The sequence below is a fragment of the Fusibacter paucivorans genome, assembly GCF_018390735.1.
GTDB classification, from domain to species: Bacteria; Bacillota; Clostridia; order Peptostreptococcales; family Acidaminobacteraceae; genus Fusibacter; species Fusibacter paucivorans.
This window is the reverse complement of sequence record NZ_JAHBCL010000012.1, coordinates 32,439-57,329: the sequence shown is the minus strand read 5'-3', so window position 1 is coordinate 57,329 and position 24,891 is coordinate 32,439. Positions and strand designations below refer to the sequence as shown.

The 24,891-nt window shown below is 42.0% G+C and carries 17 protein-coding genes and 1 riboswitch; all 17 genes read left to right on the top strand.

Annotation, left to right across the window (positions count from 1 at the left end):
- The first annotated feature begins 131 nt into the window (after positions 1–131).
- Complete coding sequence (locus KHM83_RS08240) at positions 132–944, top strand: DUF975 family protein (protein WP_213236525.1); 813 nt, start codon at positions 132–134, stop codon at positions 942–944.
- Positions 945–1,258: 314 nt separating this feature from the next.
- On the top strand, positions 1,259–1,882 hold the full coding sequence (locus tag KHM83_RS08235; RefSeq protein ID WP_213236524.1) for a histidine phosphatase family protein: 624 nt from the start codon (positions 1,259–1,261) through the stop codon (positions 1,880–1,882).
- Between the two features lie 183 nt (positions 1,883–2,065).
- Positions 2,066–3,262, top strand: a complete 1,197-nt coding sequence (locus KHM83_RS08230; RefSeq protein ID WP_213236523.1) for a pyridoxal phosphate-dependent aminotransferase — start codon at positions 2,066–2,068, stop codon at positions 3,260–3,262.
- Positions 3,263–3,419: 157 nt separating this feature from the next.
- Positions 3,420–4,694, top strand: coding sequence for an ATP-binding protein (locus KHM83_RS08225; protein WP_213236522.1), 1,275 nt, complete (start codon positions 3,420–3,422; stop codon positions 4,692–4,694).
- Positions 4,695–4,732: 38 nt separating this feature from the next.
- Entirely contained in the window at positions 4,733–5,626 is an 894-nt protein-coding gene (locus KHM83_RS08220; protein ID WP_213236521.1) for a response regulator, read from the top strand.
- A 224-nt stretch (positions 5,627–5,850) separates the two neighbouring features.
- A complete protein-coding gene (locus tag KHM83_RS08215; protein ID WP_213236520.1) occupies positions 5,851–7,131 on the top strand; it encodes a dicarboxylate/amino acid:cation symporter in 1,281 nt (426 codons plus the stop codon).
- Positions 7,132–7,267: 136 nt separating this feature from the next.
- Entirely contained in the window at positions 7,268–7,732 is a 465-nt protein-coding gene (locus KHM83_RS08210; RefSeq protein WP_213236519.1) for a 2-thiouracil desulfurase family protein, read from the top strand.
- 917 nt (positions 7,733–8,649) lie between these two features.
- A complete protein-coding gene (gene miaB / locus KHM83_RS08205; protein ID WP_213236518.1) occupies positions 8,650–10,092 on the top strand; it encodes a tRNA (N6-isopentenyl adenosine(37)-C2)-methylthiotransferase MiaB in 1,443 nt (480 codons plus the stop codon).
- 21 nt (positions 10,093–10,113) lie between these two features.
- Positions 10,114–12,747, top strand: a complete 2,634-nt coding sequence (gene mutS / locus KHM83_RS08200; protein WP_213236517.1) for a DNA mismatch repair protein MutS — start codon at positions 10,114–10,116, stop codon at positions 12,745–12,747.
- Positions 12,748–12,759: 12 nt separating this feature from the next.
- The gene (mutL, locus tag KHM83_RS08195) at positions 12,760–14,793 is read left to right on the top strand and encodes a DNA mismatch repair endonuclease MutL (protein ID WP_213236516.1); all 2,034 of its coding nucleotides are present in this window, start codon (positions 12,760–12,762) and stop codon (positions 14,791–14,793) included.
- 42 nt (positions 14,794–14,835) lie between these two features.
- Entirely contained in the window at positions 14,836–15,789 is a 954-nt protein-coding gene (miaA, locus tag KHM83_RS08190; RefSeq protein ID WP_213236515.1) for a tRNA (adenosine(37)-N6)-dimethylallyltransferase MiaA, read from the top strand.
- Entirely contained in the window at positions 15,786–16,007 is a 222-nt protein-coding gene (gene hfq / locus KHM83_RS08185) for an RNA chaperone Hfq (protein WP_213236514.1), read from the top strand. Before miaA ends, hfq begins: the two co-directional genes overlap by 4 nt.
- A 191-nt stretch (positions 16,008–16,198) precedes the next feature.
- Entirely contained in the window at positions 16,199–18,160 is a 1,962-nt protein-coding gene (tkt, locus tag KHM83_RS08180) for a transketolase (RefSeq protein ID WP_213236513.1), read from the top strand.
- A 221-nt stretch (positions 18,161–18,381) separates the two neighbouring features.
- A riboswitch (ZMP/ZTP riboswitch) is annotated at positions 18,382–18,471 on the top strand.
- Positions 18,472–18,643: 172 nt separating this feature from the next.
- Positions 18,644–20,866: a formate C-acetyltransferase gene (gene pflB / locus KHM83_RS08175; RefSeq protein ID WP_213236512.1), complete on the top strand. Its 2,223-nt coding sequence runs from the start codon at positions 18,644–18,646 to the stop codon at positions 20,864–20,866.
- Between the two features lie 161 nt (positions 20,867–21,027).
- On the top strand, positions 21,028–21,732 hold the full coding sequence (gene pflA, locus KHM83_RS08170) for a pyruvate formate-lyase-activating protein (RefSeq protein ID WP_213236511.1): 705 nt from the start codon (positions 21,028–21,030) through the stop codon (positions 21,730–21,732).
- Between the two features lie 118 nt (positions 21,733–21,850).
- On the top strand, positions 21,851–22,228 hold the full coding sequence (locus KHM83_RS08165) for a DUF1667 domain-containing protein (protein ID WP_213236510.1): 378 nt from the start codon (positions 21,851–21,853) through the stop codon (positions 22,226–22,228).
- Positions 22,229–22,407: 179 nt separating this feature from the next.
- Positions 22,408–24,876 carry a right-handed parallel beta-helix repeat-containing protein gene (locus KHM83_RS08160; protein ID WP_213236509.1) on the top strand — a complete coding sequence of 823 codons (2,469 nt, stop codon included), beginning with the start codon at positions 22,408–22,410 and terminating at the stop codon, positions 24,874–24,876.
- Positions 24,877–24,891: the final 15 nt, after the last annotated feature.

The following is a 24,891-nucleotide window of genomic DNA, read 5'->3' as shown; positions in this document are numbered from 1 at the left end:
TTTAAGGCAATAATTGATAAGCGGGAAGAGGATTGGATTCCAATGCATTCGGCACTGAAATCTAATCCTTTCTTTATTTAATCTTAATATTTTTTGGGTAGAATGAAAACATAGAAAGCAAGGAGGTCTATATGTGGACTAGGGTAGAGCTCAAAGATCGAGCTAAGAAATATTTACGAAGCAATTATCTGCATGCATTTTTAGTGAGTTTTGTCATTATGATTGTCGGCGGTGGGCTATCGCAAAAACCAGGCATGTTTAAGGTGAATTTCGATATGGGATCCTCCGAGATGATTTCGGTTGCATCACCGCTTATGGTGCTGGGCGTTGTCTTTGCCATTGGTTTGTTTATCGCTGCTGTTGCCTTTGGCATCTTTGTAGGCGCACCACTTGAAGTTGGCGGGAGAAAATATTTTTTAAAAGCAGCTGAAGGTGAACCAAGTAAACTTGAACACGTGACCAGCATCTTTCACTCAGGTGGATATAAAAATGTTGTCATCACAATGCTCTATAAAAATGTGATCGTTTTACTTTGGTTTTTAGCATTGATTATCCCTGGTATCATCAAATCATATGCTTACCGAATGGTACCGTATATTTTGGCTGAGAATCCACAGATGGATCGTCGGGATGCACTGAGACTCAGTGAAGAAATGACATATACGCATAAGTTCAACATCTTTGTTCTAGACATATCCTTCATTGGGTGGTTTATACTTGGGGGATTATTCTTCGGTATCGGCACATGGTTTGTCAATCCATATGTTGATGCGACGATGGGGCACCTCTATCAAGTGCTTAAACGTGAAATCATTGCTGAAAATTTAGCGTCTGAAGATGAATTTGATGATCCCGACGACATACAGTATGACCAAAATACGTATCGTACTTTTTCAGATAGAGATGAAACAAACGATGAAACTTTTAACGACCGTTACAGGTAACACGTTTATATAATAATGACCGTCGGCATGGCCGGCGGTTATTTTGCGTTCGCTGAAAGCTTTATGTATCTTTAAATCGATCAATCAAGGGAATCATCAAGAAGATACGGCGATATATATTTCTCAAAATTGAATAAGTTTTTATGATGGGGTTGCCTCATGATTTGCGCATAGTATATAGTATAAATTAGGGCTTTATAGCATCATAGCGGCATTCTTACAGTTGACAGCATTTTCTTGATAACGGCTGCTTCAGAGATGCGAAATAATGTTAAATGATGCAATTGCCTTAAATCTTAATAAAGGGGAAACGCATGCTGGAAATTTACATCGCTCGACATGGACAGACAGAATGGAATCGAGAAGGGCGACTTCAAGGATGGCTAAATTCTGCACTGACTGAACAGGGCATTGCAAGTGCTGAGACACTTGGTCGCGAAATCGATCATATTCAATTTGATGCCTATTACAGTTCGCCAAGCGAACGTGCCTATAAAACGCTGGAAATAGCCTTATCACCCATGAAACCTGAAATCGTTAAAGATGAACGAATCATGGAAATGGGGCTTGGCGAATGGCAGGGCAAGCTGATGACAGAGATTAGACGTGATTACGAAATGGCTTTTGACGATTATTTTCATAAACCTGAGCGGTTTTCGCTGTCTGGCGCAGAAAGTTATTATGATGTTAAAGACAGAGTTGATCACTTTATCAAGGAACTTGTTCAAGTACATTTTAATCATTTACGCCCTAAAAAAGTATTGGTGATTACACACGGCGTGACGCTCATGATGATGCGGCTGCTGTTTAATGGCGGTGAGATTAAAGATTTAGCCGCTTATGGTGTAGCCGACAATGCGAAACTGCATGTTTATCAATACGATGGCAGCCGCTTTCGCAGCATGATCGCTGAACGCGAAAATTTTGACGCGCGATAGTGGGTGAAAGGCATTCTGATGAAGTTTAAATAATGAAGTTTGTATTGCATTTAGAACATCACCAGCCGATAAAAACAAAGGAATCCATTATTTTAATTTGATTTGCAAGTAAATTCAAATTTTGGATATACAACCGTGCCTCCGCTTGTTAAAATGGTTAGAGAAATGAAAATGGAGGACATTATGAAGGCATTATCTGAAAAGAACGCGGGTATCGCCGCTTCATTGACTTTGGCCATATCGGCAAAAGCAAAACAATTGCAGGCACAAGGTATTGATGTCGTCAGCTTCGGCGCGGGCGAGCCGGATTTCAATACACCTGAAAATATTCGAAATGCAGCCATAGAACGAATCAATAAAGGCGGCAACGGCTATACACCAGCATCTGGATTATTAGAACTCAAAGAAGCCATTTGTCGAAAACTGGCGCGTGATAACGGTCTTGAATATACTTCAAAAAACATTGTCGTATCAAATGGTGCAAAACACTCGCTAAACAATGTGCTGATGGCGATCTGCAATCCAGGTGATGAAGTACTAATACCAGGGCCTTACTGGGTGAGTTATTATGAACTTGTCAAGCTTGCAGATGGTGAACCGGTGATTGTGGAGACAACTGCTGCAAATGATTTTACGGTAACGATAGAAACGTTAAATGCGGCATTGACGCCTAAGACGAAAGCGATCATGATTAATAGTCCTAATAATCCGACAGGTGCGGTTTACAGTGAAGCGCTTTTAAGACAAATTGGTGATTTTGCCGTTGAAAATGATCTTTATATTATCTCAGATGAAATCTATGAAAAGTTGATTTATGACGAAAAACATGTCAGTGTCGCTTCATTTAGTGAAGCCATCAAAGAGCGAACCATCGTCGTGAACGGTTTAAGTAAAGCTTATGCCATGACTGGATGGCGTATTGGTTATACGGCAAGCAATGAGGCGATTGCAAAGATCATGAGTAATATCCAATCGCATGCGACATCTAATCCGAACACAATTGCGCAGTATGCCGGCATTGAAGCACTTGACGGCAATCAGGATACGATTGAGACCATGCGAAGAGCCTTTGACGAACGCCGTCAGTATATGGTGAAAACAATTGCTGCAATGAAGGGCATTACCTGTGTAAATCCGAAGGGCGCTTTTTATGTGATGATGGATGTATCTTCATTTTATGGCAAAAAGGTTAATAACCTGCACATTGAAGATTCGTTATCATTTGCCGATGCGCTCTTGGAAACAGATCGTGTTGCCGTCATCCCCGGTATTGCATTCGGTGCGGATCAATATGTTCGCTTATCGTATGCGACAAGCATGGACAATATCGTTGAGGGACTTAAACGCATTGAAACCTTTATTGGCAAAATTGAGGCGTAATAGGCGATATAAAGCGATCGTGGTTTAAATCGACAAATATAGCCTGATTATGATAAAATGAAGAGCACAGCAAATTTAGCTGTGCTCTTACTGTGTCTATTGAGAAAGGTTGTCAGTTTTCGGTATAAAAATCATGCAAAGTGCTAGAGGCTGCTTTATGATTAATGATCGGTTTCAAAAAGTTGAACAGATATTTATTGTTGCGATTTTTACGACGTTTATGGGTCAGATTTATCTATCGCCATTTGGAACGGAGTTTAGGCTGACGCTAGCCGTAGTCGTACTTAATGTCCTCATGCTCACATTTCAGGAAATTGAGCCTATCATAACGATTAATCTCGTTGGGATCATGATGTTTGCTGTACGGAGCGGCTTGAATATCATTGGCGAACACGCGACGGTCGCCGAATCAATACAGCTTTATTACCCCATTTTATTTTTTTATATTTTCTACAGTTTTTTCTTTTCTGTATTGGATGTCAGAGGCAAATTAAAACATCCGGCACTTCTTTTTATCAGTATTTGGGTTTGTGACAGCATTCCCAATCTTATTGAAGTTTCAATCCGCCAAGAATGGGCGTATAGTCACTTTGAATCCGTTGTGCTGACGATTATCAGTATTGGTCTTTTTCGTACTGTTTTTACGACAGTTCTAATCTACATCTCCAATCGCTATTATGATCATGTCAAAAGGCGTCAGGAATACCAGCGTTTTCGAGAGCAGTTGATGCAGCGTGCCAACTTAAAAACGGAACTTTTCTTCTTAAGAAAATCAAAAAGTGACATAGAAAATGCCATGCAAAAGAGTTTCAGCATTTATGAAGGTCTTGAAGACGAACCGTTAAAAGAAGCCATTTTGGATGTCACAAAAGATATTCATGAAATCAAAAAGGACTATACGCGGGTGATTGCGGGGATAGAGCGCAGTATTGACGAAATATATGGTTCAGTGATGCCATTGTCAGAAATAGCGCGTATCGCCATTGAAGCCAATGAAAAGCTTGCAGAAGTAAACGGCAAACGTATTCAGTTTATAGAACACGTTGATTTAAAAGGTTCGACACATGATTATTATGTCTTGCTGTCCATTCTCAATAATTTGTTGGTCAACAGCATTGAGGCAATTGAATCGGAAGGTCGAATTCAGCTGTCAATGACGGCGCATGCGGAGACGATCTTAATTGAGGTATGCGATTCCGGTACCGGAATCGCATTGGAAGATCAGGCGCTTATCTTTGAACCCGGATATTCAACGAAATATAATGCTGTAAGTGGCATTATGGCCTCAGGCATTGGTCTCACACATGTTAAATACCTCGTTTCGCAAGTTCTTGGCGGTAAGATTGAAGTGAACTCTTCATTGGGGGATCAGACCTGTTTTGCAATTGCCATCCCCAAGCAGCACCTATTGACAGATGTGATTTCCGATTAATAGATAGGACATCAAGATAAACATAAGTGAGGCGTAAGATGAATTATAATTTTTATATTCTGGACGATGATGTCAGCGTTGTCAAAATATTGAGTAATATTATTATTAATCATAACCTCGGAGATGTCTGTGGCTCCTCAACAGAGGGTGAGAAAGCCATTGAAGCGATTCAGAAATTAAAACCTGATATCGTCTTTATTGACTTGCTCCTTCCCAAGCTCGATGGTATTACCGTCACGAATCAATTAAAGCCATTTATGCAAGAGACGCCATTTATCATGATTAGCGAAGTGTACGCGAAAGAGATGGTGTCAAAAGCATACAATGCAGGTATCGAATTTTATATTAACAAACCAATTAACGTGATTGAAGTTATTAATGTTGTCAAACATGTAGACGAGCGAATGCGAATGAAACAGGTGATTCATTCATTTCAAAATGCTTTTCAGCATATGCAAGCCCTTGACGAAGGAAAAGATGAAGCACCAAATAGCGGCCACAGGGAACGCGCGCGGCATATATTGTACCATCTGGGAATTGCCAGTGAATCGGGGACGATGGATATTCTCAATCTCGTCGAATTTTTAATGGGCGTTGACGATGGTATCAAGCGACGCGTTCTGGATTATAAGCTGTCGAGTTTATACCATTACCTCAGTGATAAATATGAACGGGAAAAAGGCGAAATCGTCAATGTGAAGACCATTGAACAGCGTATTCGACGCACGATTGCCCAAGGGCTTGAAAACATTGGCGAACGTGGACTTCAAGATTACGATGATCTTATCTTTACGCGTTACGGTAGCAGTATGTACGATTTTAAAGAAGTTCGAAGAGAGATGACTTATTTAAAAGGGCTTTCGGAAGATGGCGGCAAAATTAATATTCGAAAATTTTTTACAGGCCTCATTATCGAAATGCAGAATGGATAGCAATATGACTCAAAAGGACAATTGTATCGCAAAACATGCAAAAAATGTAAAAAGATTCGTAGTTTTTTGTAACATCTTGTAGGAATATGTAGGACGACTATTATAACGGTATTAAGTTATAAGGTCGTTTTATTTTTTTTGACAGAAAGTATTATACGGTAAACGGTTTGACCGATGGGGAAAAGCCGGGTAGTCACTTTCTGCCTCATAAGAAGGGGGATTTTATGAAAAACAAAAGTCTGACGTTTAAGATTCTCGTTGCAATGGTATTGGGACTCGTCGTGGGGATTGCGTTAAATCCAATTGCTGAAACACCGATTGTCAAAGATTATATCGTTGGTTTTGGCTTTGTATTACTAGGATCAGTTTTTATCGCGTTGATAAAAATGATGGTTGTGCCGCTTGTGTTTATCTCACTGACGCTTGGTGCCGCACAGATTGGTGATGTTAAAAAACTGGGGCGTATTGGCGGCAAGACATTGGGCTTTTACTTAATGACAACAGCAATTGCCATTACACTTGCCATTGTCATTGCAAGTGTGGTCAAACCGGGCAGCTTTATGCAGCTTACAGCAGATACGTATACTTATGAAGCAGCAGAGAGCCCGGCATTTGTTCAAGTGCTCATCAATATGATTCCAACAAATCCAATTGCAGCGATGGCTGAAGGGAATATGCTTCAGATTATTGTCTTTGCACTGATTTCTGGGACAGCGATCACAGTGCTTGGCGAACGCGTTGCACAAGTAAAGCTTATTTTGGAACAACTTAATGAAATTATTTTAAAAATGGTCATGATAATCATGAAGTTTGCACCGATCGGCGTGTTTGCGCTCGTTGGTAAAACCATGGCAACTTTTGGATTTGACGCTATTGGCTCATTGTTTGTCTATATGCTGTGCGTCCTTGGCGCGCTCGTCGTGCATGCGGTTTTTACTTATCAGGGATTGCTCTTTACGGTAACGCGTTTAAATCCTATTCAATTCTTTAAAAACTTTGCACCGGCAATGGCGGTGGCTTTTTCAACCTCTTCAAGCAATGCAACATTGCCGGTTTCCATTGAAACAGCGGAAGAACGCCTTGGCGTTAATAAGGAACTTGCATCCTTTACAATGCCGCTGGGTGCAACGATGAATATGGATGGTACAGCGATCATGCAGGGCGTTGCCACAGTCTTTATCGCACAGCTCTATGGTATTAATCTCGGCATATCTGATTTTGTAAGCGTTATCTTGACGGCGACGCTCGCTTCGATTGGCACAGCTGGTGTTCCCGGCGTAGGACTCGTTATGCTGTCCATGGTATTGACACAAGTTGGCTTGCCTGTTGAAGCCATTGGCATCATCATGGGAATAGACCGTATTCTCGATATGTGCCGGACGGTTGTGAATATTACAGGGGATGCCGTGTGCACACTCATCGTTGCTAAAACAGAGAATGAGTTTGATGAAACGGTTTATTATCGGGCGAACAACACTGCGAAAGTAGTGGCTGATACAGAATAATTTGATACAAAAACAATACCGATGAAAAGCGAATATTTGTGTTTTGCGTTTATTCGCATCAATTGCGTGAATTTTCTTGCAATTTCTTTAAGAAACTGTAATAATTATTAATTATTATGTTTTGAAGGAGGTAGGAATGAAGAAAATTCTTGTTAGCAAATGTCTTTACGGCGGCGAAATCGTAAGATATGATGCGGCTGATGTTACCTGTGAGCACCCGACGTTCTTAAAGTGGAAGGCTGAGGGAAGACTGATTCCCGTATGCCCTGAAGTGTTTGGCGGATTGCCGACACCGAGACCGGATTCACAGCGCGTTGGCGAAAAAGTGTTGACGGGTGCCGGCACGGATGTTACGGTCGAATACACAAAAGGGGCTTTAGAAGCGCAGCGCCTAGCCATTGTCAATGAAGTAGCTTTTGCCATGATGAAAGCAGACAGCCCTTCATGCGGCAGCAAAATGATTTTTGACGGAACGTTTACAGATACACGCACACCGGGACAGGGGATGGCTGTAGAAATGCTCAAAAACGCCGGTGTCAAAGTCTTTGATGAAGATGATTTTGAAGCAGCTGAGGCCTATCTGGCATCTGTTGAAGCATAAGGCGTTGTTTTAAAGGCTGATACGCACGATTCAGTCTTATAGGAACCTTTTAGACCATGTAAAAACAATAAACCTCACTATGACGGAAGGCTACAACAAGCTTTCTATCGTGGTGAGGTTTCTACTTTTGTATAAGGACTGACAGCAACTGTAATAAATCGGTAGATGTCATGATCTTTAAAAAGTGATATGATAAGTAAAGTCTAAACCATATAAATAAAAACTTGTTTATAAAAACGGTTGTCCTAAACTGACGATTATTGTTTAAAGCAGGCTTAATCTTTAACAACAGTCTAGGGCGCAATCTAGAAGAAAGGAAATAAGATGCAATTAAATGAAGAAGAAATCATCAAGAAATACGCTTTTATACGCAAATTAACCTTTATAACATACATAGCGATTTTTATCGCAGTCCCTACTTTATTGATTATCTTTCTCATAGCAGGTGAAGACAGCTTATTGAGGCTATGTGTGTTTGCGTTCAGTTTTATACTTTTCGGTGCCAGTGCATTTGTTTTATTGGTGATTAGAAGATGCCCGAATTGCCATCACTGGTTTTCCAGAAATGTTTTTGATCCTAAGAATTGCCCGTATTGTCATGTTCGATTGAGATAATGACAGACGTGCCAGAAAGAAATGATTCGGCAGTATGCCCTCATAGAAAAACTGGACACCATGATCGTATATTGAAAGTAATGTTAAAATCGAGATAGTCGTAACCAAAGAGGATGACTGGCAGATCAATCATCAGTTTATAGGCGCATAGGATAATGACAACGGGAATTTATTTTTAAAACAAGGTTTGTCAATCTTAGCGTAATGATGATTTTCAAACCTTTTGTGAACAAAATGACACGACATTTCAATGCATTTTAAAATCTGATATAATGGTACGGAATGAAATTTGGAGGAAAAACATGTCTGATAGAGAAACGCTCAATATTGAAAGTATGGATGATATTTTAACCAGAAATGAAATTGCGATCAATAAAATTAGAGATAGATTGGCCACAGATCCCAATAATGAAGGCAGGCAGCTTCGCGTGTGTACGCAAACTTACGGCTGTCAAATGAATGAACACGATTCAGAAAAGCTAACGGCAATGCTGGCGGAAATGGGCTATATACCGACGGCGCAATATGATGATGCAGATCTTATTATTTTTAATACTTGCTGCGTCAGAGAAAATGCAGAACTCAGAGTTTTTGGCAACTTAGGACATATTAAGAAAATTAAAGAAAAAAAGCCGGATCTCATTCTGGCTGTCTGTGGCTGTATGATGCAGCAGCCGCATATTGTCGACGCCATTAAGCGCCAATATCGCCATGTAGACCTCGTCTTTGGCACGCATAACCTTCACAACTTCCCAGAACTGCTGTTGTCCTTTATGGATACGCACAAGCAAGTTGTTGAAATATGGCAGTCAGAAGGCGATATCATCGAGGGGCTGCCGGCAGACAGAAAATTTGATGTCAAGGCATTTGTCAACATCATGTACGGCTGCAACAATTTCTGTGCTTACTGTATCGTTCCTTACACCAGAGGCCGTGAACGTTCCCGTAAGCCGGAAGACGTTCTGGCAGAAATAAAGATGCTCGCCGACAATGGGGTTAAAGAAATCATGCTGCTCGGGCAAAATGTCAATTCATACGGCAAAACATTTGAAACGCCTTATGACTTTGCCGATTTACTGCGCGATGTCAACGCGATCTCCGGCATCGAACGCATACGTTTTATGACATCGCATCCTAAAGATATTTCAGATAAACTGCTTGAAACAATTGCTTCGTGTGAGCACGTCTGTGAATCGCTTCACCTGCCGGTACAGGCGGGGAGCAATCGTGTTTTAACGGCAATGAATCGCCATTATACACGGGAACAGTACCTTGAGATTATTCGAAAAGCGCGCGTGTTGATGCCTAATATAGGTGTGACAACGGATATCATCGTCGGTTTTCCGGGCGAAACGTATGAAGAATTTTTGGAGACGCTGGATCTTGTTAAAACGGTGGGCTATGATTCTGCGTTTACCTTTATTTATTCCAAACGGACGGGAACCCCTGCAGCAGACATTGAAGATCTTACCACGGATGAAGAAAAGCATCGTCGATTTGACATGCTGTTAAATACGGTACAGGACATTGTTAAAGAGAAGATGAAAACCTATGCGAATCAAACGGTGACGGTGCTAGTAGAAAATTTCTCTAAGCATTCAGAAGCTTTGCTCATGGGTAGAACACCGCAGGGAATTACAGTCACTTTTGAGGGCGATGCATCACATATTGGAAAACTTGTCGATATTAAAATAACCAAGCCAAAACATTTCTCACTCTACGGTGAGATCGTTGCCGAACATTAAAATAAGGACGGTGTCAACAGCATGAATCACGAAATTGATCGCAGCAAATTAACGCCGATGATGAAACAGTACTTCGAAATAAAAGACCAGTATGAATCTTATTTGCTTTTATATCGACTGGGCGATTTTTATGAAATGTTCTTTGACGATGCACTATTGGCTTCACAAGCGCTTGAAATTACACTAACCGGCCGCAATTGCGGTCTTGAGGAACGTGCGCCGTTATGCGGCGTTCCCTATCACTCTGTAGAAGGTTATATTAAAAAACTCGTTGATCAAGGGATTAAAATTGCCATCTGTGAACAGGTGGAAGATCCTGCACTAGCCAAGGGACTCGTCAAGCGGGAAGTCGTCCGCATTATTACGCCTGGAACGGTTATTGACCCTGAAATGCTGGATTCGGCAAAAAACAATTTTGTCGTCGCCGTTTCAAAATCGGAAAGGTCCTATGGCATTGCCTATTGTGACATCACGACAGGGCTCTTTAAGACCACCACACTGACTTCTGTTCAAAAATTGACGGACGAAGTGCTTAAGCTGACGCCAACAGAACTCGTCGTGCCCAATGATGACGCTGTTGACGTGCAATTTACACAGGAAATGACACATCAGGGGATTACGGTAACCCCTTTTGATAAAACGGCGTTTGAGAGCCAAGGCGCTGCTGAGACCTTAAAGCGCGTATTCAAAGTCCATACGGTTGAAGGTATGGGACTGTCTGAATTGCCTGAGAGCATCTGTGCATCCGGCGCACTCGTATCTTATATTGAAGAGACGGCAAAAGTGCCGCTGAATCATTTAACGCGGCTACAGGTATACCAGCAGTCGCGCTTTATGATTCTCGATAAATTTACAAGGCGTAATTTAGAATTGACAGAGACCATGCGGACCAAAGAAAAACGCGGTGCGCTGTTATGGGTGCTCGACAAGACGGGGACTGCCATGGGTGCCAGACGTTTAAAATCATGGCTGGAAGAACCGCTGATTGACGTCGAAGCGATTTGTGCGCGTCACGATATGGTTGCGGCGCTTTTAGACGATATGATGCTGCGAAGCGATTTGCGCGTCTTGCTGAAACAGATTTACGATTTTGAACGGTTGACGTCAAAACTCGTTTACGGCAATATTAACCCCAGAGACCTTATTGCACTAAAACAGTCAGTGGGTGTTTTACCGGAACTTCGTTTGCGCTTGGGCGATGTCGACAGTGAAGGACTCCATCAATTAATGGAAGCGATTGATCCGCTGGCAGATGTTTTTCAAATGATTGACGACGCCATTGTCGAAGAACCGCCGATTACAATAAAAGACGGCGGCGTTTTCAATGCAGATTACGATCAGTCGCTCTTTGAACTCAGAGAAGCGGTTACCAATGGCAAACAGTGGGTACTGGATGTCGAACAGCGCGAACGCGAAGCCACGGGAATCAAAACGCTAAAAGTGGGCTTCAACAAAGTATTTGGATACTATCTTGAAATTTCAAAGGGCAGTGCAAAGATGGCACCGGAGCACTATATTCGCAAGCAAACGCTCGCCAATGCGGAACGTTACATTACCCCTGAATTAAAGACGATTGAAGAGCGTGTTCTAGGTTCAGAAGAGAAGATCGCCAGACTTGAGGCTTCCTTGTTTGCCGATTTAAAAGCGGCACTCTCCGTGCATATAGAACGTATTCAAAAAACAGCAGATGCCGTCGCATCGTTGGATGTACTCATCGCTTTTGCAGAATGCAGTTATCGTTACGGCTACAAACGGCCTAAAATGACAGACAAGCAGACACTAATGATAAAAAATGGCCGCCATCCGGTCATTGAACGCATTTACAATGGCTCTGTTTTTATTCCCAATGATACGCTGTTGGACAATCGCGATCAGCACTTTTACATTATAACGGGCCCCAATATGGCAGGAAAGTCAACTTATCTGAGGCAAGTTGCGCTGATTGCACTCATGGCACAGATCGGTTGTTTTGTTCCGGCGGATAAGGCTGAAATTGGCGTGGTCGATCGAATCTTCACCCGTGTCGGTGCATCGGATGACCTGTCGCAGGGTCAGAGTACGTTTATGGTGGAAATGACAGAGCTTTCTAATATACTTTTGAACACAACACAAAAATCGCTGATTATTCTTGATGAAATCGGACGCGGCACCAGTACGTATGACGGACTGAGCATTGCTTGGAGCGTCGTCGAGTATCTAACCAAGCAGAAGGCGAAAACGCTCTTTGCGACGCATTATCACGAACTCACCGAATTGGAAGGGCGTCTGGACGGCGTTAAAAACTTTAGAATCGCCGTTAAAGAGAGTAAAGATGATATTATATTCCTCAGAAAAATCGAAAAAGGCGGTGCCAATCAGAGCTTTGGGATACAGGTCGCAAAACTGGCAGGAGTACCGGATGCCGTGATTCAACGTGCAAAGGAAATCTTATCCCACCTCGAAGCCAGTGATATAAACAACACCCTATCACAGATGCCCGCAAAACATGAGCTGTCTCAAGAGACGAATGTGATGACAAAAGCTTTAGAGACGGACGGCTATAGTATTTCAGAAACGCTGCACACTTATCTTGAAACATTGAATGCCGATACCATGACGCCAATCGAAGCGATGAATGCGCTCTATGAAATATTAAGGGCCTACAGAGAAAAGTAGCGAGGAGCTATTATGAGCTTAAAACATATTTATAAATTGGATGAGATTACTGCAAGCAAGATAGCCGCAGGTGAAGTGGTTGAAAAACCGGCGATGGTGGTCAAAGAATTAGTTGAAAACGCCATTGATGCCGGCAGTACGCATATTCATGTGATTATTGAAAAAGGCGGCAAGAAGCATATAGGCGTGATTGACAACGGTACAGGCATTGCACGCGAAGATTTAAACCTCGTCTTTGAGCGGCATGCAACCAGCAAAATAAGGACGCTTGAAGACCTTTATCAAACAGCTTCTCTGGGATTTAGAGGTGAAGCACTCGCCAGTATCTGTGCTGTTTCGGAAGTAGCACTTGTCACAAAGACGGCTGAGGATGAAGTGGGGGCAAAAGTGACTGCAAAAGGCGGGAAAGTTTTGGAGATCGCCGAAGTTGGTGCGCTCACCGGGACGTCGATTACGATACAAAATCTGTTCTTCAACACGCCTGCGCGCTTAAAATTTCTAAAATCAGATAAAGCGGAAGCAAAGAATATTTCTGATTTGATGAGCCATTTAGCGCTGTCTCACCCCGAGATTGCCATTGAGTACACACTTGACGGTAAAAGTGTTTTTAAGACGCCCGGAAACGGCAAACTCGCCAATGCCATTTTTGAAGTTTATGATCGTAATTTAATGCAGAACCTATTTGAAGTATCACACGAAGCGCTTGGCATCAAGTTATTCGGCTTTGCTTCGACATTTGCCTATACCAAGGGCAACAGCACCCTGCAAATCGTGTTCGTCAATGGTCGCTATGTCAAGAGCGATTTGATTAAAGAGGCGATCATGCTGGCATATAAACCTTATTTAATGCACAATCGCTTCCCAGTCTGTTTCTTTTTTATTGAGTTGACGCCCAATGCGGTAGATGTCAATATCCATCCGGCAAAGACAGAAATTAAATTTCATCATGAAGGCGATGTCAAGCAGTTGATCTATGCGGCTCTTCGAAAGGCATTTAACCTGCATAATCAAATTCCGGAAGTGACCTTCTCGGAAAAGGACGTATTTAACAGACAAAAGCTGGCGAGCATCAATGAAGACTCAAAAAGTTTTGAACCAATGCCGGAGTCCGTTATTGCAACGCATGTTCAAAAAGAGATTAAGATGGAGCCCGAACGGCATAATGAAGACACGGCTGGTCATAGGAATACAATTGACAGCAGCATACCGTCGGATGTATCTGCCGTTGACAAGATGTTAGTTCAAAAACAAATCGCTGATGAGGGTTTGATTGCTGAAGAAACTCCAGTTTATCAGATGCGTGATGAACCCAAAAAAGAAGATGTGGAAACGAGGTCATCAGAAGGCCGTTTCAAAACAGTATCGCCGTCAAAAAGTGAAAAGGCCAAAATTGATTTTACACAGTATGATCTATCTGCACTGAGTGCGTTCTCTGAAGAAATCCCCGCTTTTCATAAACCAATGGCTGAGGCGAGCATTTACGATGGCCTCGTCTATGTGGGCACTTTTTTAAAGACTTATCTCATTTTTGAAAAAGATGAATCAATGTATATGATTGACCAGCATGCAGCGCATGAAAAAATACTTTATGAACAGTTGATGCAAACATTTTTTGAAGGGGCAACGGCTACCCAAATGGTGCTTGTACCAGAAACCATTGCACTGCATTGGTCGCAGGCGGATGAAATGACTCAAATACTGCAAGCGATGCAAACGCTTGGATTTGACGTTGAAGAATTTGGCCCGGATACATTGGTTATGCGTGGTATTCCGGATTTTCTTGACCTTACAACAGCACGTGAACTAGTCACATCGTTAATAGAGGGCGCTAAGTCGGCACTTGATCATCACATTAGTGAGCAACTGATGTCCAAAGCCTGTAAAAATGCGATAAAAGCACATGACAGCATTGGCTCATACGAGATTGAAGCACTATTAAAAGATTTAAAAGTATTGAAAGAACCATACACCTGCCCTCATGGCAGACCGATTATTATCTCATTTTCGAGACAAGAACTCGAAAAACGATTTAAGCGCATTGTATAAAAAGCGATGCCTGAAGAAAGCATCAAATGAAAAGGATAGTATATGCAAAATAACCCTAAAATCGTCATATTAGCTGGGCCGACGGCCGTTGGCAAGACAGATTTATCCATTGCTTTGGCGAAGGCTATGAATACCGAGATTATTTCGGCTGATTCTGTTCAAATCTATGAAAAGCTCAATATAGGTTCAGCGAAACCCACAAAGGAAGAAATGAATGGCATTGTCCATCATCTCATTGATTTTGTGCCGCCGACAGAGAAGTATAGTGTCAGTGATTATGCGCGTGATGCCAAACGCGAAATTCGCAAACTTCACGAGCAGGGAAAGACACCGCTGATCGTAGGCGGGACAGGCCTTTATATTAACGCGTTGCTGTATGAGATGGATTTTGGTGAGAGTATGGGAGATGCTGACTATAGAAAGCGCATGGAAGTGTATGCCGAGACAGAAGGAGCCGCGGCACTTCACGCAAAGCTGCGGCAAATTGATCCCGAGGCAGCAGATCGCATTCATCAAAATAATGTTAGGCGTGTGGTCAGAGCCCTTGAAATCAATCACATATCAGGTCATAAGGCCAGTGACTTTTCAACGGTTCCCGCGGTGACGAAAGATTATAAAATTTATTTATTTGGCTTGACGCGAGATAGGGAAAAGCTGTATGCTAGAATAAATAAGCGCGTAGACCTTATGCTGGTGCAGGGATTGGTTGAAGAAGTAGCAGATCTCAAAAAAATGGGCTTAGATGATAGTTTTCAATCCATGCAGGGTATAGGATACAAAGAGGTTTTGGGATATTTGAATCATCTTTATGATTACGATACGATGGTTTCGCTATTAAAGCAATCCAGCCGGCGGTATGCAAAGCGTCAAATGACTTGGTTCAGACGCTACGACATGCTGCAGGCAATCGACTTGGAAGCCTATCAAAGACATGATGACATTGTCCGAATAATCCTGCCAAAGATAAATATAGAGAATGAGGAGGAAGTTCAATGAAAAGTGCAATTAATTTACAGGACGTATTTTTAAACCAGTGCCGAAAGGATCAAACGCAGATTACGATTTTTCTAATCAGTGGATACCAGATCAGAGGGCTCGTCAAAGGGTTTGATAATTACACGATTGTCTTAGATAGTGAAGGCAAACAGCAAATGATTTACAAACATGCTATTTCAACCATTATTCCGTCAAAAGCTGTAAATTTTCAAGGATAAAACGCACCCATAGGAGCAGATGACAGTCTGCTCTTTTATTTTGTAAATAAGAAGTTTTGAACTTTAAGACTTATTGCGGATGATTTAGCCGCGATAAATCGAAGGCGAAAAACAAAGTGTATTTTCGTTGTTAATGCACGTAAAAAACTTTATAATGTTTATGATCATTATTGAAGAAAGGTTGGAAAACGATGTTACAAGAGAAAATAATCAATACCATTCGTGTATTGTCTGCAGAGGCGATTGAAGCTGCAAATTCTGGCCATCCCGGGCTGCCGCTCGGCGCTGCGCCAATGGCCTACACACTATGGGCGCATGAGATGAAACACAATCCCCTCAACCCGAAATGGGACAACAGAGACCGATTTGTTCTCTCAGCAGGACATGGCTCTATGCTAATGTATTCACTGCTGCACCTCTTTGATTACGGTTTGCCAATGGATGAACTTAAACAGTTTAGACAACTCAACAGTCTGACGCCGGGCCATCCGGAATACGGTCACACAAAAGGCATTGAGATATCGACTGGGCCACTTGGACAAGGCATTGCCAATGCTGTTGGTTTTGCCATGGCGGAGGCGCATTTGGCTGCCAAATTTAATACACCGGAGCATAAGGTCGTAGACCACTATACCTTTGCACTCTCAGGAGACGGCTGCCTCATGGAGGGAATTTCCTATGAAGCGGCTTCATTGGCGGGCACACTGAAACTTGGCAAACTTATTTTGATGTACGATTCCAATCAAATTACCATTGAAGGCAATACGTCAATTGCATTTACAGAGAGTGTATCCAAACGCTTTGAAGCCATGAACTGGCAGGTGCTCGAAGTCAATGACGGCAACGATATTGATGCTATTCAAGCGGCGCTGAAAGTTGCTAAACTCGAAAAAGACAAACCAACGATTATCATTGTCAAAACCATTATCGGCTATGGCTGTCCTTCGAAACAGGGATCGCATAAAGTACATGGCTCACCACTCGGAGCAGATGGCGTTGCCGAAATGAAGCAGTTTTTAGAGATGCCTGAAGAACCATTCTTCGTCGACGAAGACGTTAAACTCTTTATGAAGAAAAAAGTACAGATTCTTGCTGAAGAAGAGCACGAGTGGCATACGATGTTTAAGGCATATGAAGCGGCTAACCCAGAACTCGCCGCAGAATATAAAGCATGGTTTTCTGGCGAAATACCAATGGATTATCTTGAATCAGAGGCGTTTTGGTCGTATTCAGAAAAAGCGGCTTCAAGAAGTTCATCAGGTAAGATACTCAACAAAATTGCAGAAGTGATGCCTAATTTAATTGGCGGTTCAGCTGATTTAGCGCCTTCTAATAACTCGGATATGAAGGCAAGAGGATCATTCAGTGCTGATGATTACTACGGTTCAAATTTACATTTTGGCGTTCGCGAACATGCGATGACGGCAATTGTTAACGGCATGCAGGCACATGGTGGATTAAAGGCATACGCAGCAACTTTCTTTGTTTTTTCTGATTATATGAAACCTGCAATTCGTCTTGCAGCAATGATGAAATTGCCGGTTACTTATATCTTGACGCATGACAGTATTGGCGTTGGTGAAGATGGCCCGACGCATCAGCCGATTGAGCAATTGGCAATGCTTAGGTCTATTCCAAATATTAATGTCATTCGTCCTGCCGATGCAAGAGAAGTAACAGCTGCGTGGTATACGGCAATGACCAGTAAAGAAACACCGACGGCATTGATCTTATCAAGACAGAATCTCGAAGTGCTCGACGGCTCATCAAGGGAAGCGTTAAAAGGCGCCTATGTTGTTTCAGAAGCTGCGGGTACGGCAAAGGCTATCTTAATTGGAACGGGTTCAGAAGTCGGCGTAGCCATTAAAGCACAGGCGATCTTAAAAGATGCAGGTATTGATGTCCGTGTTGTATCAATGCCTTGCCAAGAATTATTTGATATGCAGTCTGATGATTACAAAGCATCCGTTCTGCCGAAGGATATCCCAACTGTATCCATTGAAGCTGCAACAACTTTTGGATGGGCAAAATACGCAGATCTTACCATAGGACGAGATGATTTTGGTCTTTCGGCACCGGGGAATGTTCTTTTTGATCTCTTTGGCTTTACAGGTGAAAAAGTTGCAGAAAAAGTGAAGGCATTTTTAGCATAAATTGTTTTTTTAAGTGTGTACGCTGATAGAAAAAAACAAAGCTTGTATGAACTTGCTTTTCGTATGGTGAGATAGCATTAAATAGTTAAACGATTTCTAATAATTGGGATTTAATTATCGGCATACAACGCATAAATATGATACATTGCTAAAAAACGTTCTGTTATTTTCTTAAAAAAGGGTTTACAGAACGGCCCATACCGTTTATAATGACATTGAAATAACATCCTCAAGACTGGCGGAAAAAGTGGAGTTTACCACGAGGGATTGAGGAATTGATGCAAGAATAGCCGACCGCCTGGGCGCCAACAGCCTAGGTGTGTCGGTTTTTTATTGACTAAGCATGACGAAGAAGATTTGAAATATGAAGTGTTTTGAGGATGTTTCAACCGCGAAACACAATAGCACAAATCTGATTGGCATATAGTGATGAATGCATCCGGCACACCTAATCAATGATAGAGTGATTAGGAGGAAAAGAAGATGGCTTGGACTGGATTTGTTAAAGGAAATTGGTGTGAAACCATTGATGTACAAAACTTTATTGCGATTAATCGCACACCTTATATAGGCGATCAATCATTTCTCGAGGCGTCAACAGCGCGCACAGATAAATTGATGGCCTATTTCAATACTTTGAAGAAGGAAGAAGCAAAGCGCGGCGGGGTACTCGACATTGATACAGAACGTGTTAGTTCTTTGCTTAGCTACCCCAAAGGGATGATTGAAGGTCATGATGAAATTATTGTTGGCTTACAGACAGATCAGCCACTGAAACGAGGTGTTAACCCTTTTGGCGGCATTAGAATGGCCAGACAGGCATGTGAAGCCTATGGCTATCAGCTGTCTGATACAGTTGAAGAACATTTTAAATATAAGACAACTCATAATGAAGGGGTTTTTAGAGTCTATTCTGATGAAATCAGGGCGATGCGAAAAGCTGGTGTGATCACAGGACTGCCGGATGCCTATGGTCGAGGCCGCGTTATTGGCGATTATAGGCGAATCGCACTTTATGGCATTGATTACCTCATTGAATCCAAACACGAGGATAAAAATCGTATTGCTAACGGGCCGATGCTTCAGCACACGATTCAACTTTCGGAAGAGCTTTACAAGCAGATTGATTTTCTGAAAAAACTTAAGGCGATGGCTGCTGAATATGGCCACGATATCGGCAGACCGGCAATTGATACGGTCGAAGCTGTTCAATGGACTTATTATGGCTATTTGGCAGGGATAAAAGAACAAAATGGTGCGGCAATGTCTCTGGGCCGCGTCAGTACATTTATTGATATTTATGCAGAACGCGATCTAGCAGCAGGACGATATGATGAGAAGGCAATTCAGGAAATTATTGATGATTTCGTCATTAAGCTCAGGATGGCGCGTCAACTGCGTACACCGGATTACAATGAGCTCTTCGCAGGTGATCCGCTATGGGTGACAGAGGCGATTGGCGGTATGGGGCTTGATGGTAAGACACTTGTAACCAAGACGAGTTTTCGATTTTTACACACACTGACCAATTTAGGACCTGCACCAGAACCGAATATGACAGTGCTCTGGTCAAATGACCTGCCGGAGGGATTTAAAAAATACTGTGCGGAACTTTCAATTCTCACCGATGCAATACAATATGAGAATGACGATTTAATGCGTCCGCTCTATGGTGACGATTACGGCATTGCCTGCTGTGTTTCCGCAATGAAAATCGGCAAGGACATGCAATTTTTTGGTGCTCGAAGTAATTTACCAAAAACCTTCTCCATTGCCCTCAATGGCGGTTATGATACAATGACTGCAATGCAGATTGGTCCGGCGATGCAAGTGATGGATGACGAAGTGCTTGATTTTGATAAAGTCTGGGAACGTCTCGACACTTATCTGGAATGGCTTTGCGATAAGTATGTTAATACGATGAACATTATCCATTTTATGCATGACAAGTACGCCTATGAAAAAACACAGATGGCACTCCACGATACAGAAGTACACCGGTACATGGCATTTGGAATTGCTGGGCTTTCAGTTCTGGCGGACTCATTATCATCAATTAAATACGCTTCTGTAAGACCGATAAAAAATGCACAGGGTTATATCACCGATTATGAGGTGACCGGAGATTTCCCTAAATACGGCAATGATCTGGACGAAGTGGATTCAATCGCTGTAGCACTGACAGACAGCTTTATTGAAAAGTTGAAGAAACATGAAACATACCGTCAGGCAGAGCATACGGTTTCAATTCTGACAATTACTTCCAATGTGGTTTATGGAATCAAAACGGATAATACACCTGACGGTAGAAGAAAGGGCATGCCTTTTGCACCAGGTGCCAACCCAATGCATGGCAGAGATAAAAACGGGGCGCTTGCATCCCTTAATTCAGTAGCGAAATTATCATTTGACAGCTGTAGAGACGGCATTTCCTGCACTTTTTCAATAACACCGCATACGCTGGGAACTGCCATTGATACACAGTCGGGTAATCTCGTCAATATTATGGATGGTTATTTTGGACAGCAGGCACACCATTTAAATGTCAATGTGCTCAATCGTGAGAAATTGGTAGATGCCATGGAAAACCCGGATAAGTATCCAAATCTAACGATTCGCGTATCAGGCTATGCCGTTAATTTTAACCAATTGAGCCGAAGACAGCAGGAAGAAGTGATACAAAGAACGTATCATGAACAGCTATAAAATTGGATTTAATTGAAGTATTTATCCTGTATCGTCAGATGCACGATCCATGCAGTAGATTGTAGATTATTAAAGCATATGTATTTTCAGATGGAAGTGGTTTGACTAGACCAATAGGTACAAACCGCATGTGCGGATCAAACTGATTAAAAGAGGTAATGATGTCACTAAGTGTTCACAGTATAGAAACGTTAGGTGCTCTGGATGGGCCGGGTATTCGAACTGTTGTGTTTTTACAGGGCTGTCCGCTGCGCTGTGGTTATTGTCATAATCCGGATACATGGTCTTATGAGGCTGGTAAAATGATGACGGAAGATGAACTCTTCCGTCGTATTTTAAGAATGAAACCCTATTTTAAAGACAGCGGCGGTGTTACGTTTTCAGGCGGCGAGCCGTTGAGACAGGCGACGGCTTTGGTGTCGCTGATGCATCGCCTCAAAGGAGAAGGAATCCATATGGTCATTGATACTTCAGGTGCCGTTTGGTCACAGGCTGTCGATGAAGCCGTTCACTTGGCAGATTTAATACTGTTGGATATCAAACATACGAATGCCGAAGCTTTTTACCAGCTTACAGGCGGACAATTAGAACAAGTTTTGGCATTTTTAGATGTTTTGAAACGCGATGCAATTCATTATTGGATTAGGCAAGTGATTATTCCTGGGATTACAGACAGTAAGGTACAAATTGAACAATTGGCAAAATTAACGGCATCTAGCAGTAGAGAGCGCATTGAACTGCTGCCATTTCATAAGATGGGGATGGCGAAATGGGAAAAGCTCAGTATGCCATGCCCTTTAGCAGATGTGGCGCCAATGTCGGCAGCTGTGATTGAGCAATTGCAGACGCATTTGTCTAGCATCTGAACACTGTTAAAAATCGTATTGAGAAAAAGAATAAGGCTGTTTTAAAAAGGGACTTTTTGGATATCTATATCAATAGGCGTAACGATAAAGTCGTCATTTGATAAAGAGGTGAGTCAATATGAAAAGTATTCATGTGAACGAAATCGTGTGCACGCTATGCGCAACTCACTGTAAGATTTCTATCGAACTCGACGGTCCGGGCGGTAAGATTAAAAACGTGTATGGCAGTCGTTGCAGCAGAGGGTATGATTACATAAGCCAGTGTCGTTCAGATCAACCGTGTATGATACCGACGAGTGTTCGTGTCAACAGCCACACGTGTGAAAGATTACCGGTCAATTCTGATGCACCGCTTCCGAAAAACAAAATTTCGGATGCAATGATGGTGATTAGAAATGTCGAGGTAACACCACCTGTGAAATCAGGTGAAATTATTATTGAGAATATTCTCAATACGGGTGTAAACATCATTTCAACAAAGTCATTATTAGGATAAGCTTCACTTAAGCACTTGTTTGAATAACGCTGAAAGGTATTAAAAGCGATATTTAAGCAGGTGCTTTTAACATTTTTATTAAGATCGTATTACGAAGTGAAAACGAGCTGATTCAATGGCTTGTGTCATATCATTATTAGGGTATAATAGAATCAAGTCGTATCAGTATGAGGTGATAAATGCAACAGTACAAAAATAAAAAAACAATGATGACATACATAAAAATGATGGTGTTTTCTGCCATCATTATCGCGATGGGATTTGCAACAGGATGTCAAACTCAGCCTGTTCAAGAGACACCGGATTTAAGTGACACGGGTTCAGCGCAGCTTATGGATGTCGATTTTTATGCAATGTTTGATTACACAGCACAGGAAACACTGCACTACGAGGGTGCGGGCGAATACTATCGAACAGATACGGTTGAACGCATTGATGACATCAAGTCGCCTGAAACCTATCGTCTTTATCTCGTGGAAAGCAATCAAGAGGATATGTCAGACGGCGAAAGCGGCGATCTGTCATCACTTTATCAGTTAAAAGTATCTGCGGACAGCGTTTCATATTATTACAAGGAAGGCATAGAAACCGTTTTATTGAAAAAGCCGTTGGCCGTAGGCAATACATGGGATACAGAACGTCTTGATTCACAATATGGGTTTATGGATATTACGGCGACGATAATGGCAATTGAAGAAAACGGCGATATTGAAGTCCGTTATGAGGCAAAAACAGAGGATCGATCTGTCAATCTTTTTTCTAAAGTTCAAACTTTTCGTTTTGGTGCGACTGATGGTGTCGTTGAAGTGATTCTCGGTGACAATGATACAGTCGTTACACAGCGGCTCGTTAAGACAGCTTCGGCTCCTGACAGCAATTATATTTCGCACTATGTTAACCCGTCAGAGACACTGAAAGCTTTTTATCGCGGTGATGAAATGGCGTTTTATGTAGAAGACGGCACGAAAAAAGCTTGGCTGTGGCAATCAGAACATGATGATTCATCCCTTTACAGTGCTTATGAGGAATACATCGCCATGCTCGATTCAAATGATATTCGAAGTGTTTCACGTGCGAAAGTAATGCTCAATCTATTCGCTGAGCATGCAGAAAATGATTTTGAATTAGTCGAGCGCTTTACCGATTTTTATGAATGGATGATGGGCAATTTTGGTGTGGATCTCATCATTGGCGAATCGGATGATCCAATCACGTCTATTTTTGAATATTATCATTATGATGATGAGACCGGTGATCTCGTCTTAACGGCACCTTCAGATCAAAACAGTGCTGAAGCGGCAGCTGTTTCCCGTTTATTGTCAAGCAATGGACTTGGTATTTATATTGCTGAAGGCTATCCGTATTTTGAGACAATGGCGACATATCTCGATCGGAATATGCCGATGACATCTGATGAAATTAAGACATTTATAGCGTTTAAAAAGCAACAGTATAGCATATTCCCAGTCTACTCTGAAGGCTATCTTATTCAGCAGCCTGAAGTTATTGCCGATGCAATGTATCTCTTTGAAACGGCCGCTGCATCGTATCCAAATGAGCCGGCATTTGATGATGCCGCTTACTATGCCGATTACTTTTTCGAGACCCTTGCAGTGCCATTGTCCTTCGAAATGGATGGCACGAAGTATTATGCTGGAGGCTATATTCAACCGGACTTTTATAATACTTACCATCAATATATCGAAAAATATCCTAAATCAAAGTATACAGCAATATTCAAAAAGATAGTTGTATACCTTGATTCGGCAAACGGCAAATACACTGAGGCGCTCAACCAGTATTTAAATGATCTGGGCTATGCTGCAGATGCTGAGATGATTCATGAAGCGACTCAACAACAGGCTGATTTTAAAGCCATTGAGCGCAAGGCGACCGCTGCTAAACCTGTTCGAACGAATCGTGTTGAAGTATCTGACGGCATTTCACTCATTGAGGCAATTGCCCCCGATACCGAAGTCGTTTTAAAAGCAGGGCTTTATCAGATTCCATATGACAACTTTGAAAATCCGTATGTTTCATGTGAAGATGGCACCTTAATCATTAAGGATTTGTCGGGACTGACAATTATTGCAGAGGGCGGCATACAGGCAGATCTTGTGACAGATGCCTATATGGAAGTGATTAAACTGCAATCTGTTTCTGATATCTATTTCGATAATCTGCGGGTGGGGCATATTTATGCCTATTGCGTTGGCGACGTGATTGCCGTAAAGGATGGACACGATTTGCACTTTGACAATATGATCTTATATGGCTGCGGTTATCGCGGCATCAACCTTGAAAATACTGAAGATGTTCATGTAACCAATAGTCTTATCAGCGATTGTCAAGCGAGTGCCATCAAGCTAGATCATGCATCAAATATCACCATTGCCAATACAGGTCTTTTGCGAAATGGTGAGCAGGTTCTTCAATTTGCTGCTACACAGGATGTCCACTTTGAAAATGTTACAATAAGGGATAACAGTTATATGATGTATGAAGGACAAAACGGATTATTCAAGATTGATGACACGTCGAATATCATTTTCGACAATGTCGCAATCTTCAAAATGGTAGATCAGCCAATGATAGAGGGAATAGGACAGATTGTTGACAGCGACGGCAATATCATTGCAGAAAAATAATGTGTGGAGGCACTT

What these genes read in the sequence shown, in the direction of transcription:
- KHM83_RS08240 (WP_213236525.1), top strand. Translation starts at nt 132, where the DNA reads ATGTGGACTAGGGTAGAGCTCAAAGATCGAGCTAAGAAATATTTACGA.
- KHM83_RS08235 (WP_213236524.1), top strand. Translation starts at nt 1,259, where the DNA reads ATGCTGGAAATTTACATCGCTCGACATGGACAGACAGAATGGAATCGA.
- KHM83_RS08230 (WP_213236523.1), top strand. Translation starts at nt 2,066, where the DNA reads ATGAAGGCATTATCTGAAAAGAACGCGGGTATCGCCGCTTCATTGACT.
- KHM83_RS08225 (WP_213236522.1), top strand. Translation starts at nt 3,420, where the DNA reads ATGATTAATGATCGGTTTCAAAAAGTTGAACAGATATTTATTGTTGCG.
- KHM83_RS08220 (WP_213236521.1), top strand. Translation starts at nt 4,733, where the DNA reads ATGAATTATAATTTTTATATTCTGGACGATGATGTCAGCGTTGTCAAA.
- KHM83_RS08215 (WP_213236520.1), top strand. Translation starts at nt 5,851, where the DNA reads ATGAAAAACAAAAGTCTGACGTTTAAGATTCTCGTTGCAATGGTATTG.
- KHM83_RS08210 (WP_213236519.1), top strand. Translation starts at nt 7,268, where the DNA reads ATGAAGAAAATTCTTGTTAGCAAATGTCTTTACGGCGGCGAAATCGTA.
- miaB (WP_213236518.1), top strand. Translation starts at nt 8,650, where the DNA reads ATGTCTGATAGAGAAACGCTCAATATTGAAAGTATGGATGATATTTTA.
- mutS (WP_213236517.1), top strand. Translation starts at nt 10,114, where the DNA reads ATGAATCACGAAATTGATCGCAGCAAATTAACGCCGATGATGAAACAG.
- mutL (WP_213236516.1), top strand. Translation starts at nt 12,760, where the DNA reads ATGAGCTTAAAACATATTTATAAATTGGATGAGATTACTGCAAGCAAG.
- miaA (WP_213236515.1), top strand. Translation starts at nt 14,836, where the DNA reads ATGCAAAATAACCCTAAAATCGTCATATTAGCTGGGCCGACGGCCGTT.
- hfq (WP_213236514.1), top strand. Translation starts at nt 15,786, where the DNA reads ATGAAAAGTGCAATTAATTTACAGGACGTATTTTTAAACCAGTGCCGA.
- tkt (WP_213236513.1), top strand. Translation starts at nt 16,199, where the DNA reads ATGTTACAAGAGAAAATAATCAATACCATTCGTGTATTGTCTGCAGAG.
- pflB (WP_213236512.1), top strand. Translation starts at nt 18,644, where the DNA reads ATGGCTTGGACTGGATTTGTTAAAGGAAATTGGTGTGAAACCATTGAT.
- pflA (WP_213236511.1), top strand. Translation starts at nt 21,028, where the DNA reads ATGTCACTAAGTGTTCACAGTATAGAAACGTTAGGTGCTCTGGATGGG.
- KHM83_RS08165 (WP_213236510.1), top strand. Translation starts at nt 21,851, where the DNA reads ATGAAAAGTATTCATGTGAACGAAATCGTGTGCACGCTATGCGCAACT.
- KHM83_RS08160 (WP_213236509.1), top strand. Translation starts at nt 22,408, where the DNA reads ATGCAACAGTACAAAAATAAAAAAACAATGATGACATACATAAAAATG.